The 15,704-nt window shown below is 60.5% G+C and carries 14 protein-coding genes; 9 read left to right on the forward strand and 5 right to left on the reverse strand.

The features are described 5' to 3' along the window. Positions 1-2: 2 nt before the first annotated feature. On the forward strand, positions 3-1,046 hold the full coding sequence (locus tag BLR69_RS01955; protein ID WP_232000946.1) for an alpha/beta hydrolase family protein: 1,044 nt from the start codon (positions 3-5) through the stop codon (positions 1,044-1,046). Here BLR69_RS01955 and BLR69_RS01960 read toward each other — a convergent pair. Further along, positions 1,029-1,964 (reverse strand): LysR family transcriptional regulator, encoded by a 936-nt coding sequence (locus BLR69_RS01960; RefSeq protein WP_071494972.1) that lies wholly within the window; start codon positions 1,962-1,964, stop codon positions 1,029-1,031. The genes BLR69_RS01955 and BLR69_RS01960 overlap by 18 nt on opposite strands. Before the next feature lie 136 nt (positions 1,965-2,100). Here BLR69_RS01960 and BLR69_RS01965 point away from each other — a divergent pair, with 136 nt between their 5' ends. After that, on the forward strand, positions 2,101-3,414 hold the full coding sequence (locus tag BLR69_RS01965; RefSeq protein ID WP_071494971.1) for an MFS transporter: 1,314 nt from the start codon (positions 2,101-2,103) through the stop codon (positions 3,412-3,414). A gap of 37 nt (positions 3,415-3,451) precedes the next feature. Continuing rightward, positions 3,452-4,201, forward strand: coding sequence for a creatininase family protein (locus BLR69_RS01970; RefSeq protein ID WP_071494970.1), 750 nt, complete (start codon positions 3,452-3,454; stop codon positions 4,199-4,201). Positions 4,202-4,247: 46 nt separating this feature from the next. Here BLR69_RS01970 and BLR69_RS01975 read toward each other — a convergent pair whose 3' ends face one another. The 3 genes from BLR69_RS01975 to BLR69_RS01985 are packed head-to-tail and all read right to left on the reverse strand — an operon-like array spanning position 4,248 to position 8,443. After that, entirely contained in the window at positions 4,248-5,972 is a 1,725-nt protein-coding gene (locus BLR69_RS01975) for a LeoA/HP0731 family dynamin-like GTPase (protein ID WP_071494969.1), read from the reverse strand. After that, positions 5,950-7,680, reverse strand: coding sequence for a hypothetical protein (locus BLR69_RS01980; RefSeq protein WP_071494968.1), 1,731 nt, complete (start codon positions 7,678-7,680; stop codon positions 5,950-5,952). Before BLR69_RS01980 ends, BLR69_RS01975 begins: the two co-directional genes overlap by 23 nt. 1 nt (position 7,681) lies before the next feature. Further along, entirely contained in the window at positions 7,682-8,443 is a 762-nt protein-coding gene (locus BLR69_RS01985; protein WP_071494967.1) for a hypothetical protein, read from the reverse strand. A 373-nt stretch (positions 8,444-8,816) separates the two neighbouring features. On the opposite strand from BLR69_RS01985, the gene BLR69_RS01990 reads away from it, so the two are divergent. Further along, positions 8,817-9,839 (forward strand): hypothetical protein, encoded by a 1,023-nt coding sequence (locus BLR69_RS01990; protein ID WP_134434933.1) that lies wholly within the window; start codon positions 8,817-8,819, stop codon positions 9,837-9,839. Here BLR69_RS01990 and BLR69_RS01995 read toward each other — a convergent pair. Then, positions 9,815-10,717: a LysR family transcriptional regulator gene (locus BLR69_RS01995; RefSeq protein ID WP_071494965.1), complete on the reverse strand. Its 903-nt coding sequence runs from the start codon at positions 10,715-10,717 to the stop codon at positions 9,815-9,817. The two genes, BLR69_RS01990 and BLR69_RS01995, sit on opposite strands and share 25 nt — an antisense overlap. Positions 10,718-10,830: 113 nt before the next feature. Here BLR69_RS01995 and BLR69_RS02000 point away from each other — a divergent pair, with 113 nt between their 5' ends. From BLR69_RS02000 to dctA, 5 genes are read left to right on the forward strand one after another with little or no spacing between them, the layout of a single operon-like run. Next, a complete protein-coding gene (locus BLR69_RS02000) occupies positions 10,831-12,021 on the forward strand; it encodes a CaiB/BaiF CoA transferase family protein (RefSeq protein ID WP_071494964.1) in 1,191 nt (396 codons plus the stop codon). Positions 12,022-12,037: 16 nt separating this feature from the next. Continuing rightward, positions 12,038-12,988, forward strand: a complete 951-nt coding sequence (locus BLR69_RS02005) for a hydroxymethylglutaryl-CoA lyase (protein ID WP_071494963.1) — start codon at positions 12,038-12,040, stop codon at positions 12,986-12,988. Next, positions 12,981-13,364: a VOC family protein gene (locus BLR69_RS02010; RefSeq protein ID WP_071494962.1), complete on the forward strand. Its 384-nt coding sequence runs from the start codon at positions 12,981-12,983 to the stop codon at positions 13,362-13,364. The genes BLR69_RS02005 and BLR69_RS02010 overlap by 8 nt, the downstream gene beginning before the upstream one ends. Continuing rightward, on the forward strand, positions 13,361-14,302 hold the full coding sequence (locus tag BLR69_RS02015; RefSeq protein WP_071494961.1) for a D-2-hydroxyacid dehydrogenase: 942 nt from the start codon (positions 13,361-13,363) through the stop codon (positions 14,300-14,302). The genes BLR69_RS02010 and BLR69_RS02015 overlap by 4 nt, the downstream gene beginning before the upstream one ends. 41 nt (positions 14,303-14,343) lie before the next feature. After that, on the forward strand, positions 14,344-15,642 hold the full coding sequence (gene dctA, locus BLR69_RS02020; protein WP_071494960.1) for a C4-dicarboxylate transporter DctA: 1,299 nt from the start codon (positions 14,344-14,346) through the stop codon (positions 15,640-15,642). Positions 15,643-15,704: the final 62 nt, after the last annotated feature.

Here is a 15,704-nt window from a genome sequence, read left to right on the forward strand (position 1 = left end):
CAGTGAGTCTGCAAAAAAAACATACGGTGTTTGCAGGCGCTGGCATCTGCGCGGTGCTGCTGGGATTGGTGGTGTTCGTCCTGCAAAACCTTTCCGATATGGAGTTGACGGACGCTCGGGTTTCGACGCTGACGTTTCGCTCTGGCGACGCACAGTTGGTCGGGACGCTGGCCTTGCCATTGAATGTCCAGGCGCCGCCCGTGGCGCTGATCATCCATGGGGATGGTCCCCTGGACCGCTTCGCAGCCCACGGCTACTTCCCGCTGATCAACAGTTTGCTCGACGCTGGAATCGGCGTGTTTACCTGGGACAAACAGGGGGTCGGCGAGAGCACAGGCCACTGGCTCAGCCAGTCGATGGCGGACCGTGCCACGGAAGCGGTGGCCGCGCTCGCCCAGGTGCGCAAGCAGGAGGGGGTTGCACCGGATAAGGTCGGGTTTCTGGGTTTTTCCCAAGGCGGCTGGGTCATTCCGCGTGCCGCCAGTGAAGGCGACCCAGGCTTTTCAGTGATTATCGGCGGGGCCGTGAGCTGGCGCCGACAAGGCATGTACTACACGCAGGTGCGATTGGCAGAGGAGGGCCGTTCCGAGGATGAGATCGACGCCATCGTCAAAGAGCAATACGAGAAGAACGACAAGGTTTTCGGCACGGCGAATCAAGCCTACAGCCCCCACCTGTTTCCCGGTATGGACCGCGCTCATTTCAACTTCGTCCAGAAAAACTACAACGAAGACGTTACTGCCGCAGTGAAAACCATGAAGGGCCCGGTGCTGGCGGTCTGGGGCGACCAGGACCTGAACGTCAATACGGCCGAGGACTCAAGCGTCTACCGGAAGATGTTTGCAGGCACCCGGGATAGACACGTTGTGGTCATCCCCAACGCCACCCACAGTTTGTTGAGGGCCGGCCTGTTCAATGATCAATTGGTATCGCAATGGCCGGCATGGAAAGAGTACGCGTTCATGGCACTGGGGCGTCACGCCTATGCGCCGGGCTCCCTGGAACTGATAAATCGCTGGGTCAAGTCCTCAACCTCGGGGAAGTGAATCGCTCTGCGCTTTAAACATCGGCAACCGCTTGAGCATCCACGTCAACAGTTCCTGGGCGGGCGCCGCCAATGGTCTTGAGGCCTTCACCAACAGCTTGGCCTCCACCCCCAGCAACAGCGGATGGTCGATCAGCACCGACGCCAGCTCGCCGTTTTCAATTTCCCGGTAGGCCGCGAACTCCCCGGCCAGCGAGGCAAAGCCGCCAGTAGCGACCAGGCGCTTGAGTGCCGCCAGGGAGTTGCTGACCAGGGTCGGGCGTACTTCGATCTTCTCGGCGTACTCCAGCAGGGTGATGGCATGGCCGATACCAAACGTGGTCGGCGTCAGCACCAATGGGCATTCCAACACCTCGGTCACGGTCACCATGGTGCCGCGCACCGCCAGCGGATGGTCCGGGCGCACCTGCAACATCACCGGCTGCAGCGAGGCGGCGCGGTAGTCGATGTGTGGATGGGGCGGCGGGTTGTAGGCCAGGCCGATATGCGCGCGGTTTTCGGCGACTTCGTTGAGCACATCGTCCACCGGCAGGATGTCCAGGGTGACTTCAAGCCTGGGGTATTGCTTGCTGAAAGGCGCGAGCACGTTGTCGACCAGCGCATCCACATAGCCTTCGCTGATCACCACCCGCACATGGCCTTGCTGCAGGCCCTTGATCGCTTGCAGTTGGTCTTCGAGTTTTTCCTGGTGCGAGCGATAGCCGCGCCAGAACTCCAGCAGATGCGCCGCCGCCTCGGTGGGTTGAACGCCACGGGCCTGGCGCTCGAACAGCTTGGCGCCCAGTTCTTCTTCCAACAGCTTGATCTGGCGGGTGATCACCGAGGGCGAGGTGTTGATGCTGTCCGCCGCCCCCCTGATCGAACCGTGCACCAGCACTTCGTGAAAGTAGCGAAGACGTTGTTGATTGATCTCACGCATGAAGGATGATCCGCCTCGGAAGTTGTGTTGCTTGTAAAGCAACGCTAAGTGAACTTAGTTGCTCTTGCTGTCGATGTTGGGCCGGCGCACCCTGAATGGCAAGCACGCATACCCACAAAAACAATTGGAGACTCGTATGCCAACCTCCCGGGCGCCGGCAGAACATGCAGCCATTTCTGCCCTCTACCACAAGCTCAACTGGCGGCTGCTGCCGCTGTTGTTCATCGGCTATGTCTTTGCGTACCTGGACCGCATCAACGTGGGGTTTGCCAAGCTGCAGATGCAAAGTGACCTGGGCTTGTCCGATGCCGCCTACGGCGCCGGCGCGGGGATTTTCTTCATTGGCTATGTGCTGTTCGAACTGCCCAGCACCCTGATGCTGCCACGCATCGGGGCGCGTAAAACCTTCAGCCGAATCCTTGTGCTGTGGGGCATCACCTCGGCGTGCATGTTGTTCGTGCGCGATGTACCGACCTTTTATGCGATGCGTTTTTTACTCGGCGTATTCGAGGCCGGGTTTGCCCCGGGCATGATCTATTACCTGTCGCGTTGGTACGGCCCGAACCGCATGGCACGGGCGATTGCCATTGTGTTTATCGCCGGCCCCATGGGCGGCATTCTGGGCGGACCCTTGTCGGCCTGGCTCATCACCACGCTTGCCGGTGTCGGCGGTCTGGCTGGGTGGCAATGGATGTTTTTGATTGAAGGCTTGCCCTGTGTATTGCTCGGCGTGCTCATGTACGTCGTGCTGTCCGACCGGCCCGCCGATGCGCTGTGGCTGAACGAGGCGGAAAAACAGTTGTTGGAAATCGAACTGGGCACGGCGAATGCGCGCAGCCATTCATTCCGTGCGGTACTGCGCGACCCTAAGCTGTATGTCCTGGCATCGGCGTACTTCTGCATCATCTTCTCGATCTACGCCATGAGTTTCTGGCTGCCGGCGATCATCAAGACGCTGGGCCTGCAAGACACCCAGCAAGTGGGGTGGTATGCCGCTATTCCCTATGTCGGGGCGGCCCTTGGCATGTACTGGATCGGGCGCCGCTCGGACCGCCTGGGCGAGCGCCGGCTGCACTGTGCCGTCCCTGCGGCCATCGGCGCGCTTTTGCTGATGCTCTACCCCTTGGCGGGTGGCCACCTGGTGGGGTCGATGACCTTACTGACCCTGTCGATCAGCATGATGTTCATGGCCTACACGGTGTTGTGGGCGATGCCCTCCGAGCACATCAAGGGCGATGCGGCCGCAGGCGGCATTGCCTTGATCAACACCATCGGGCTGTCCGGTGGTTTCTGGGGCCCGGCCATGATCGGCTGGGCCAAAACCGCCACCGGCAGCTTGAACACGGGGGTCGTAGCCGTGGGCTGCGTGTTCCTGTGCGCGGCGTTCGTGATCATCGCGACCAAACCGCGAACGCGCACCGGCGCGGCGGGCGAGTACAGCGCGGGTTGAGTGGCCCGCCATCATTGAAAACCATGAGGAACCCAAGATGCTTCTATACCTGTCGACCTGGGCCGAGATCGGCCACTTTCTCGAGCGCAGCCGCACCATCGTCATCCCCATCGGCTCCAACGAACAGCACGGGCCAACCGGGCTGCTCGGCACCGACTGGATGTGCCCCGAGATCATTGCGTGCCAAGCGCAAAAAAACGCCGATATCCTGATCGCGCCGACCTTCAACATCGGCATGGCCCAGCACCATATCGGCTTCCCCGGTACGATCTCATTGCGGCCCTCGACGTTCATTGCCGCGATCAGCGATTGGGTGCATTCGCTGGCGGCCCATGGCTTTGAAAAGATCCTGTTTCTCAATGGCCATGGCGGCAACGTCGCCTCCATTGAAGCGGCGTTTTCCGAGCTGTATGCCGAAGCCAGCTTTGCCCGTCGCCCGGCGGGGTTCGCCCTGAAGTTATGCAACTGGTGGGACCTGGAAGGGGTGGGCGAACTGGCCAAGGAGCAGTTCCCCACCGGCCACGGTATCCATGCCACGCCGTCCGAAATCGCCGTGACCCAATGGGCCTACCCGGACTCGATCAAAACCGCCGAGTACTCACCCCAGGTCGCGCCGTGGGGGCCGATTCGCGAAGCCTTCGACTTCCGCGCCCGCCACGTCGATGGGCGCATGGGCTCGGACCCGGCGCAGGCCTCCCCGGAGAAAGGGCGTGACCTGGTGATGATGGCGGCACAGGGCCTGATTCGCGAAGTCGAGGCGTTCAGTCGTGAGCCTATCCCGGGCTAAGAGTGCTTTCACGCCAATCCGGGCGCTGAGCCGTCAACGCTCATGTTTAGCGCGTGGTGGTGCCTGGAAGCCCCAGTGCGCTCAGCTTTTCACGTACGTGAATCAGCTTTTCCTGGTTGGAACGGATGAACGCCGAGCGCTCATCAACGGCGGCGACAATCTTTTCAAACGTCTTGAGTTGTGGCGCAAAGAAATCGAGCAGTTTTTCGTCATCGCCAATCAGGTCGTAGATGTCCTTGAAGGAACTCTTGATGACCGTGGTAATGGACTCTTTGGCGGTTTTGAGTTCCTGTTCGAGTTCGTGAGCCTTGTAGGCACTCAGGAGGTCTGAGGTCAGGGTGAAGGCTGCACCGGCAGGACCGGCCCATTTGGAAATGGCCCCGGCGATTTTGGTTGCCTGCCACGGTTTGAATTTGATAACGACACCGGTCACCGAGCCCAGCACATCGCGCGCGGCAAACACCGCACCCTTGATGATGTCCGGGCTCAGGTTGGCGATGCCTTTCGCCGCGCCGCCCATGGACTTGAGTGCGCCCTCGCTCATGGCATTGAGGAAGCTCTCACTTGAGTCGAGCTGACGCCCGATGTCCTGGGAAATGCGGCTGGTGACCTTGGACGATTGATCGAACGACCGGTCGATGGCGCTCTTGATCCTCAGGTTGAGCTTATAGCCGACACCTTCTTCGGTGTAGCCGATTTCGTCCTCGAGAAAGTCACGGATGTTCTCCAGTGACAAAGGGCGGAGCTTGCCCAGCAATTCGTTTTCGATATTTCGCAGCTCCTCGAACAACTCCCCGGCAAGACGTTTGACGTCGCGGCGGCCCTTGGAAATGTCCTGGTTGATCCGTTCGGACTCCTCGGCGTTCTGTTGTGCGAACGCATCCAGCCTGCCCAATTGCTCTTCAGCCTGGGCCACATGCTGGCCGACGACATCGCGGACTACGTCCATGCCTGTCTTGGCCATCAGCACGGCGGGTACATTGTCCTGCAGGATGCGAGTGGTCATGGCTTTCAGGTCATTGATCCGCGAGCGGCTTTCGTAATGCTCGGGTTTGCTGAACCAGAATTCCAGGCCGCGGCCACCGGGGTTGGAGGCCAGACAGACGATATTCAAGCGTGCCAGTTCTTCCGAGGTCAGGTTGGCGGCCCGCTGCAGCTTGGCTTTCAAGTTGTCTTTTTTGATGGCGGCTTGATCGTCGAACAGCGCCTGTTCGGTCAAGTCAGTCACTTCATCCATTTTATTGATGACGAAGACCGTCGAAGACAGTTTGTTCAAGTCGCGCAGTACCCACTTGGCGATAGCACTGTGGCTATCCTTGAGCGGATTGGTGGCGTCCACGACGTACAAGATCAGATGCGCTTCGGAGATGTAACGCTTGGTCAGGTCTTCATAAACCACCTGTTGGCCATCGACAGTCTTTTCCTTGTCGCCAAAGAGGCCTGGGGTATCGACGATCTCGCATTTGCCCGGCAGGCCTTCTGGCGTGTAAATCGCCAGGCGATCGGAGGACTCGTCCATGTCGATCTTCATGTCGGCCATGATTTTACCCAGCCATGCAGCGATCACGCTGGTCTTGCCGTCGGAGAAGGCGCCCAGCAGCGCAATACGTAGAACGTCGGACTCGATCGCGTTGACAGCCGAATCGATCTTTTCCATTTCGGCGTTAACGTCGGCGCCTAGCTCGCCCAGCTCTTTCAAGATGAGCCGAAGTTGATCCAGTCCTTTGATCGCTGCCTGTTTATCAACATTAAATTGCGTGAATTGTTCCATGGGGCATTTTCTCCAGTTGATCTTTAGTGCGCTGCATCAGGGCCATCTGCTGCTTGATGATGTGCAGCGGGCGAATCAGGGATGCATGGATGTCGCTGACTTGTCCGAGGACCTTCTCTTCGATTTGGCTGCGAATCGGTGCGAGCAACTCCTTGAGTTCATCACGCAGGGAGTCCACAGCCTTGGCGCGTGCCTCTGCGATCTTTTCCTGGACTTGAGCCTGGGCTTTGCGGATGCGTTTTTCCTCGCTGAGAAGGAAGTTCATGAGGTTGATCAACAAGCCCACTGCGGCGCCGACGGCCGCGCCAATCAGGTTGCCGACAACAGGAAACGCGGTGCCGATTCCTGCTCCTGCAAGGGCATAAGAACCAACGTTGAACAGCATCCAGCCGTAGTCTTTAAGATCCAGGCCAAGGCCCAGTTCGGGTGTCTTGTAGCTGGCGTTGAGGTCTTCTGCTACATAAGCCACGGCCTGCTCGAATTCAACCCGCGAAACATCCTCGAGCAAGCGCTGCATGGCCTGCACAAGGTCACCCTGGAGCTCTGCCAGGTACTTTTCGAACTGGGTCTGCAAGTCGTCTTTCAGTTGCTCCTGACGCTCGCGGAAGGCGCGCTGGATCTTGGTGGAAATCAAATCGTTGTTGCCAAAATGTTCCTCAACGATGTTGTCGGCGCGGGCACTCAAATCGATGAAGAGTCCGTTCCACAGGTTTTTTCGGCCATCCTGCAAAAGGCGTTCGAACCTGACCAGCCCATCTTTGATAGCCGCGCGGCATTTTTTGAATTCCGGCTCTGTCCGGGCGATGAACATTTCGTGCTGCGTGTGGAGCGCTTGCAGGATGGCGAGGTTTTCCACCAGCAATTCATGCACTTTGGTCTTGTTGCTTTCGATCATGTCTTCTTTGAACGTGCCCAGTTTTCCGTGAAGCACGCGGGCGACTGATTTGATCTGGCTGAACTCATACATGGCTTTGGACGAGGCGAAATACTTGCGGTAATTGCGCTGGTGAATGACCAGGTCCCGATCCCGGGACGGGTGGATGCTCGTGCGTTCGGTCCCTGGTGCAATGGCCAGGGATGAAAAGGCGAGCAAGCCCTGCACGCAATGTCCGGGCTGCATGGCCTTGGCGCCCAGCGCGGACTCAAGTACACCGATGGTTTGCTGCAATGCCTTTGTCGAGTCGCCATCGCTTTCCAGAGATGCAGGAACGCCGTCGAATTCGAATTGGTCAGCGTTACCGCGCACGTTCACCAGGGGACACACTTTAGTGCCGAGGCGCAAATAGGCGCGAATCTTCTCTGCAGTGGCTTTCTCAGGCTTCTTGTTGGTGCCATTGACGTAGAACACCAGGTGCGCTTTGGCTACTGCTTCGCGGACCATATGAGCATACTTTCCTTCGTCACCCTCAATGCCGGGCACATCGATCAACTGAAAGCGTTTGCCCTTGTAGTTGAGGGTGTAGAACGTATTGCCCTTGGTGAAGTCCTCTTCGCCTGTACCAATGATGCGACCGTCTGTGCGCGAGGCCAGCGCCTTTTTCCGGCTAAGGACCAAGGTCCCGGAATACACGCTGGCCAGCCGCTGGTTCAACACCTCATCCAGGGTGGCCGAGGCGGTCTTGATGTGAGTGAAGGGGCTTGCGATGGTCCCCTCATTCGACAGGGTGGTCGCTTCATCGAACAGTTCGTCGAGCTCGAAATTGCTCATTTCACGCTCCTGCCAGTTTCAAGAGCGCTGCCGATGCCGCAGCCCCCAGAACCAGTCCGCCGCAGGTAAAAACAATCAACTTCGTCCTGATTCTGGCGTTGGATTGTTCATGGGCCAGTTGCAGTCGTTGCGCCGCCTCTTCCTGCTGGGCCTTCAGCTGTTGGGCGGCTATTGCCTGTTCGGCTTCCAACTGTTGCGCGGCGGCTGCTTGCTCATTCTTTAATCGGGCATTGGCCTCTTGCTGCGCGAGAGCGGTTCGGGCCAGGGCCTCGGACTCAGCGATGCGGTTTCTGGACAGGGCCTCTTCCTGCAAAATCTCGGAAAGATGACGCGTCCCCTGGCGGATTTCAGTGATTTGCGCGGCATACTCCGCGTAAACCGCATTCAGCCCTTCGCGCAATCCATCGATGTGTTCAGCCAGCGCCTTTTCATACTTCACCAAGTCGTGGGCGTTATGTTCCAGCAGCGCTTGCCGGGACTCTTCTTTGAACAGAATGCGCAATGATTCGATGATCGTGCTCTTGCCCGCATTGGTTTCGCCGAAAAACGCCAGGGTGAACACGTCCCACTCGGCATGGGTTTTCAACTGGTCGAGTTCACCATCGAAACGAACCTGGATGGCGCGAAGCTTCTCGGTCATGTTGCCAACTTCGCGCTTGCCCTCTTTGTGCTCGACATTCAGTTCCAGAATATCGGCCATGGCGCTGGCGATACTGTCTGAAACGTCGGAGTACAGGCGGTTAAGGTCTTGGGGCGCGTTCATTACAGTTCCTTGTGTGCTGGCGTCTAAGGGATGAAGGTGTAACGTCAGGAGGTGATGTGCCGAGTGTTACGCGAGCCCACGGTGGGAGGGGTGCTGCTCGTTGGTCTGGCACATGGGTGAATCGCAGGCAGCCGCCATGGCCGGTTCAGTCCAGCGGCAATGAAACGGTATTAGGCGTACAGGAGGAGTGCGTCGCGAGATCGGCTCAAAAAGAGCCGTGGAATAAGTTGCCTGAGGCATTCACAACATCCTTGTTGGTGTGGGACTTCATGCTTGCAAAGCATGCTCCATAGCACTACATCGGCCCTGCGGATGAAAGCTTTAGTAGGACAGCCTAAATTGAAACCTTGCGCGGGACGCAAGGCGACCTTTAGTGTTTGCCGTCAATCCCATTTTTGAACCAGGCAAGGATGTCAGCATGACGCAATTGGCGGCTCAGACAGTCTCATCGGCGTGCGCAGTATGGGTTGAACTGGATACGGTTCAAATACGATCCTCCGCTGGCAACCTGAGTCCGGCTCAACACGCGTTCGCTGACTATCTGGCGAAACTCTGGTCAGGTGCTCCAGGTGCTTTCGAGCATCGTTATCCGATCACCAGAAGTTGGGTGTGGAAGCCATGGCGGCAACACCATCAGCGGCAGAGCAAGGATTGGTGGTGTTTGTCCCTGGCCGAGGCAGCCAAGCATTACTCCTGGCCGGAAAAAAAAGCACCTGATGACTTCGCCAGTATTGCGGCGCGACTTCGCGAGGCATTGGTTAAGAACCAGTGTGTTGCTGCGCGAACGGCCTGCCTGGAAATATTCAAATGGGGAGGCGTAGGCAACAGGCCCGGTAATGCGTCCGTGCGGTGGGTGCAGACGCAGGCTGCCAGGGGGACCTTGTGCCGCTCTATCCTTCATGCGATCACACTGCTTGACCCTACAAACAACGAGTCACTGGCGGTTTTCGATGGCACGAACCTGCTGATGAACTCCGCGATGACCAAGATCTACGCTGCTGCGGCTCCTGAGGGCATCATCATCTACGATGGCCGGGTGGGGGCTGCGCTGGGATTGTTAGTGCGAAAATGGCTGGATGCAACCGAGGAATGTATGGTCCCGCCGGATCTTGCTTTTCGCTGGGGCCCCAGGCAGAAAACGGCCAATAACACAGTCGAAACACGTGACCCTTCGCGAGGGAACTTCAAATTTGACGATCTTTACAAAAAAAGCCGTGCAGGGCAGCCACATCAATCCGAGGTGTGGGCCGAGCTTGTGCGAACCACAAGCCGCATCCTGTGTGAGGTGATCCGGATACTCACGGTACAGGGGCAGGGTACAACGCTCCTCAGTCTCGAGCGTGCATTGTTCATGGTGGGTTTTGATGTGCGTCAATCTTCAAGGCTGCTCAAATAGCCGAACAGATTCGCCGCTTCCGGTGACAGTCGCGTTGGATCCGCCACGCCGACATACAAGGTCCGCGCCGCCCATTCCCCCTCCAGCGGTATCGCCCGCAGTTTCGCTTGCAACAGTTCGGGATGCACCGACCCCAACGGCAGGATACCAATCCCCAATCCCGCCTCGATCATCCGGCAGATCCCATCAAAGCTGCTGACCTGGATACGCACCTTCAAGCGCTTGCCGGTGCCGGCGGCGGCATCGTTGATGCGCCGCAGCAGCGAGCTGCCCTGGTTCAAGGCGACGTAGTCAAAGTCCAGGGTGTCGGCCAGGGACACGCTTGAGCACTGCGCCAGCGCATGCGTCTGCGGCACCAGCACCACCAGCCGGTCGCGTCGATAGGGGCGCATGTGCAAGCCGGGTGCGGGCACGTTGTCGGCAAAAATGCCGATCTCGGCCTCGCCGTTTTCCACGGCGTGGATCGTGCGGTCGCTCAGGGCTTCTTCCAGTTCGATACGCACGTGGGGGTTGGCCGCCAGAAAGGCCGCCAAGTCTGCCGGCAGGAACTGGATCACCGCCGAGGTGTTGGCAAACAGTCGCACATGCCCACGTACACCCTTGGCGTAATCGTCGGCGTCATGGGCCATTTGCTGGGCGACATCGAGCATTGTGCGCGCATGCTCCGCCAGGCCTCGACCGGCCGGCGTGAGTTGCAAGCCGCGGGGGACGCGGTTGAACAGGGTGCAATGGGTCACCCGTTCGAGTTCGGCCAGGCGCTTGCTCGCGGCGGAAACGGTCATGTGCGCGCTGTTGGCTGCCTGGGTGAGGTTTTGCGTGTTGGCGGCCAGCACCAGCAGGCGCAGCGACACCAGGTCCAGTTGCAGCAGGTTGATCATATTTACGCCCTGGGTTTCCAATCTGGAAAGAGTAGTGGAAATCTTTGAAATTCTCACGACCTGTCTTTGGCGCGATTATCCAGTCATCGCCTCCAACAACAACGGACAACGTCATGAGCCTACCCCTGGAAGGCATCAAGGTGGTCGAAATGGGCCAACTGATTGCCGGACCCTTCGCCGCCAAGATCCTCGCCGAGTTCGGCGCCGAAGTGATCAAGATCGAACCGCCGGTCACCGGCGACCCTCTGCGCAAATGGCGCTTGCTGCACGACGGCACGTCGGTGTGGTGGGCCGCCCAGTCGCGCAACAAGCAATCGGTCACCCTCGACCTGCGCCAGGACGAAGCCCGTGAAGTGGTCAAGCGGCTGGTCAAGGACGCCGACATCCTGATCGAGAACTTCCGCCCTGGCACCCTTGAAAAATGGGGCCTGGGTTGGGATGAACTGTCGGCGATCAACCCCGGCCTGATCATGCTGCGCGTATCCGGCTACGGCCAGACCGGGCCGTATCGCGACCTGCCGGGCTTTGGGGTGATCGGCGAGGCCATGGGCGGTTTGCGCCATCTCTCCGGCGAGCCGGGGCGCACGCCGGTGCGCGTCGGGGTGTCGATCGGCGACTCGCTGTCCGCCTTGCACGGGGTGATTGGTGTGCTGCTTGCCCTGCGCCACCGCGAGCAGCAGCACGGCGCCGGCCAGCAGGTGGATGTGGCCTTGTACGAGTCGGTGTTCAACCTGATGGAAAGCCTGATTCCCGAGTATTCGGTGTTCGGCACCGTGCGTGAACCGGCCGGCAGCAGCCTGCCCGGGATCGCGCCGACCAATGCCTACCGTTGCAAGGATGGAAAGTACGCATTGATCGCCGGCAATGGCGACAGCATCTATCGGCGCCTGATGGAGAAAATCGAACGCCTGGACCTGGCCGACGACCCGGAACTGGCGCAGAACGATGGCCGCGTACGCCATGTGGCCCGCATCGACGCAGCGATTTCCACCTGGACGGCTGAGCGTAACCTCGATGCAGTGCTCGCCGCGCTGAAGGACGCCAACATTCCCTCCGGCAAGATCTACGACGCCGCCGACATTGCCGCCGACCCCCATTACCAGGCGCGCGACATGCTGCTCGCCAGCCAGCTGGACGACGGCACCGCCGTCACCTTGCCCGGCATTGTCCCCAAGCTGACCGCCACACCCGGCCGCGTGCAGTCGCGCGCGCCGAGCCTGGGGCAGCACACCGATGCGGTGCTCGACGGCATCGGTATTGACGCACCGACCCGCGCCGCCTGGCGCGCTCGCGGCCTGATCTGAACCAAGGAGCCCTTCAATGAAACGCCTGTACCTGCAGGAAGTCGCCACCCGTGACGGCTTCCAGAACGAAAAGAGCTTTATCGACACCGAGCAGAAAATCGCCCTGATCGATGCGCTGAGCCAGTGCGGCTACGCCAAGATCGAAGTGACCTCGTTCACCTCGCCCAAGGCCATCCCCGCGTTGCGTGACGCCGAGGCGGTGATGGCCGGGATCCAGCGCCAAAGCGGCGTGGAATACACGGTGCTGGTGCCCAACGTGCGGGGTGCCGAACGGGCACTGGGCTGTGGCATCGACGAGGCCAACCTGGTGATGTCGGTGAGCGAGCCGCATAACCGTTCCAACCTGCGCATGACCCGCGAACAGTCGTTCGCCCAGCTCAGGGAAGTGGTGGGGGTGATCGGGCGTGGGCCGGTGGCGGTCAATGTGTCGCTGTCCACGGTGTTCGGCTGCCCGATGCAGGGGGATGTGCCGGTCGACGAGGTGCTGGCCTGGGTCGGGCGGTTCGCCGAGCTGGGTGTGCGCGGCGTTACGCTGTGCGACACCACCGGGATGGCCTATCCGACGCAGGTGGAGACTTTGTCACGGCAGGTGCGCGAACGCTTTCCCGAGCTGCAACTGACCCTGCATTTCCATAACACCCGGGGTATGGCGCTGGCCAATACCCTGGGGGCGTTGCAGGCCGGGATCGAGCGCTTCGACGCGTCGCTTGGCGGCCTCGGCGGCTGCCCTTATGCCCCCGGCGCGAGCGGCAACGTCTGCATGGAGGACCTGGTGCACATGCTCGACCTGATGGGCTATGACACCGGCCTGCACCTGGACCGCGTACTGGCGGCGTCCGCCCGGTTGCCGGGGCTGATCGGCCATGCCACCCCCAGCCAGATCCTCAAGGCCGGCAAGCGCCTGGACCTGCATCCCATTCCTGCACACGTGCACAGCCTCAGCCAACAGGTAGCCCACCATGATTGATCATCTCGACCACCTGGTCCTCACCACAATTGACCTTGCCGCCTGCACAGACTTCTACACCCGCGTCATGGGCCTGCGCCTGGAGACCTTTGGCAATGGCCGCATCGCTTTCCGTTTCGGCAACCAGAAAATCAATGTGCACGAGCGTGGGCATGAGTTCGAGCCCAAGGCCCACCTGCCGGTGCCGGGTGCGCTGGACCTGTGCTTTATCGCCAGTGTCTCGCTGGACGCGGTGGTCAGTCATTTGAACACCCAGGCCTGGCCGATCATCGAAGGCCCGGTGCTGCGTACTGGCGTGACCGGGCCGATCCGCTCGGTGTATGTGCGTGACCCGGACCTGAACCTCATCGAAATCTCCGAGCAGGTGCCTGCATGAATATCGTATTTCTCGACGGCGCGAGCCTGCCGTCAGCGTTGCCGCGCCCAGCCCAGGCCAGCGCCTGGACCGCGCGCGAAACAACCCGCCCCGACCAAGTGCTTGAAGCCCTGGCCGACGCCGACGTGGCGATCACCAACAAGGTCCGCATCGACCGCGCCACACTGGCGCAATTGCCGCGCTTGCAACTGATCTGCGTGGCGGCCACCGGCTACGACTGCGTGGACATCGCCGCCTGCCGCGATCAGGGCGTGACGGTGTGCAACGTGCCAGCGTACAGCGCGGTCAGTGTGGCCGAATCGGTGATTGGCGCCTTGTTTGCGCTGCGCCGCCACCTGCTGGCGTACCGTGCAGCATCGGCCAGCCGCTGGCCGCAGTCGTCGCATTTTTGCGTGCACGGCGCGCCGATCCAGGACCTGCAAGGCTCGACCCTGGGCATTGTCGGGCGTGGTGATATCGGCAGCCGCGTGGCGCGCCTGGCCAAGGCCCTCGACATCACCGTGCTGTTCGCCGAACACCGTGGCGCGCCGCAGGTGAGGGCGGGCTACACCTCTTTTGAGGAGGTGTTGGCCAGGGCCGATGCGCTGACCTTGCATTGCCCGCTCACGGCCCACACGCGCTACCTGATCGGCGCCGCCGAGATCGCCCGGATGAAGCCCGGCGCCTTGCTGATCAACACCGCTCGCGGTGCGCTGGTGGACGAAAACGCCGTGCTCGATGGGCTCGCCAGTGGTCGATTGGGCGGCGCGGCGCTGGACGTGCTGCACGTGGAGCCGCCGCAGGCCGACCACCCGTTGCTGCATTGTGAGCATCCCAATCTGCTGGTCACGCCCCACGTCGCCTGGGCCAGCCAAAGCAGCGTTGCGCGCCTCAAGGCCGTGCTGGCCGCCAACATTGAGGCATTCGCGGCGCACCGACCGACCAACGTGGTGACCTGAACGCCCCAGCGACTTCCTTCCTGAAACCTATAGGCAGAGCCATGACAAAAATAATCAGCTCGTCCGTCGACTCCGTGGATCAAGCGCCGGCACGGCGCACACCGCTGTACCAGCACCTGTATGTGCAAGTGCTCGCGGCCATTGTGCTGGGGGTGATCCTCGGTCACTTCAGCCCGGGCCTGGGCGAACAGATGAAGCCCTTGGGCGACACCTTCATCAAGCTGATCAAGATGCTGATCGCGCCGATCATCTTCTGCACGGTGGTCAGCGGTATCGCCGGCATGCAGGACCTCAAGCGCATCGGCCGCATCGGCTTCAAGTCGCTGGTCTACTTTGAAGTACTGACCACCATCGCCCTGGTGGTCGGCCTGATCGGCGTCAACCTGTTCAAGCCGGGCGCGGGCATGCACATTGACCCGACCAGCCTCGACGCCTCGGCCATCGCCGGCTACACCAAGGCGGCCCACGACCAGAGCGTGGTCGGTTTCCTCACGCACATCGTGCCCAGCACCGTTTTCGGTGCGTTTACCGACGGCGACATCCTCCAGGTGTTGTTTATCTCGGTGCTGTTCGCGTTTGGCCTGCAACTGCTGGGCGACACCGGCAAACCGCTGCTCAACACCATCGACCTGGTGGCCAAGGCGTTCTTTCGCATGCTCAAGATCGTCATGTACCTGGCGCCGCTGGGCGCGTTCGGCGGCATGGCGTTCACCGTGGGCAAGTACGGCGTGCAGTCCCTGGGCGCCTACGTGAACCTGCTGCTGTGCTACTACGTTACCGGGCTGGTATTCGTGTTCGTGGTGCTCAACCTGGTGGCGCGGCTGGCCGGTTTCAGCCTGTGGAAGTTCCTCAAGTACATCCGTGAAGAACTGGTGCTGGTGCTGGGTACGTCGTCCTCCGAATCGGCCTTGCCGCGCCTGATGGGCAAGCTGGAAAAGCTCGGCTGCGAGAAATCCACCGTCGGCCTGGTGGTGCCGTCCGGTTACTGCTTCAACCTGGATGGCAGCTGCATCAACATGACGGTGCTGGCGATCTTCATTGCCCAGGCGCTGGACATTGACGTGTCGCTGTACCACCAGGTGACCCTGCTGTTGATTCTGCTGCTGACATCCAAAGGTGCGGCGAGCGTGACGGGTGGTGCGTTTATCACCCTGGCCGCCACACTTGGCTCCATCGATGTGATCCCGGCGGCGGGCCTGGTGCTGGTGTTGGGCGTGTACCGGTTTATCTCCGAGGGTGGCGCGCTGATCAACGTGATCGGCAACGGCGTTGCCACGCTGTTCATTGCGCGCTGGGATGGGGCGTTGGATCGCGAGCAACTCAAGCGTGAGTTGGGGTAGGGCGCAGGCTGGTAAATGTACGCCGCTGTACACTCGCTGTGCACCAGGTGTGCTTGGCGTGT

Source organism: Pseudomonas azotoformans (assembly GCF_900103345.1).
GTDB lineage: Bacteria > Pseudomonadota > Gammaproteobacteria > Pseudomonadales > Pseudomonadaceae > Aquipseudomonas > Aquipseudomonas azotoformans.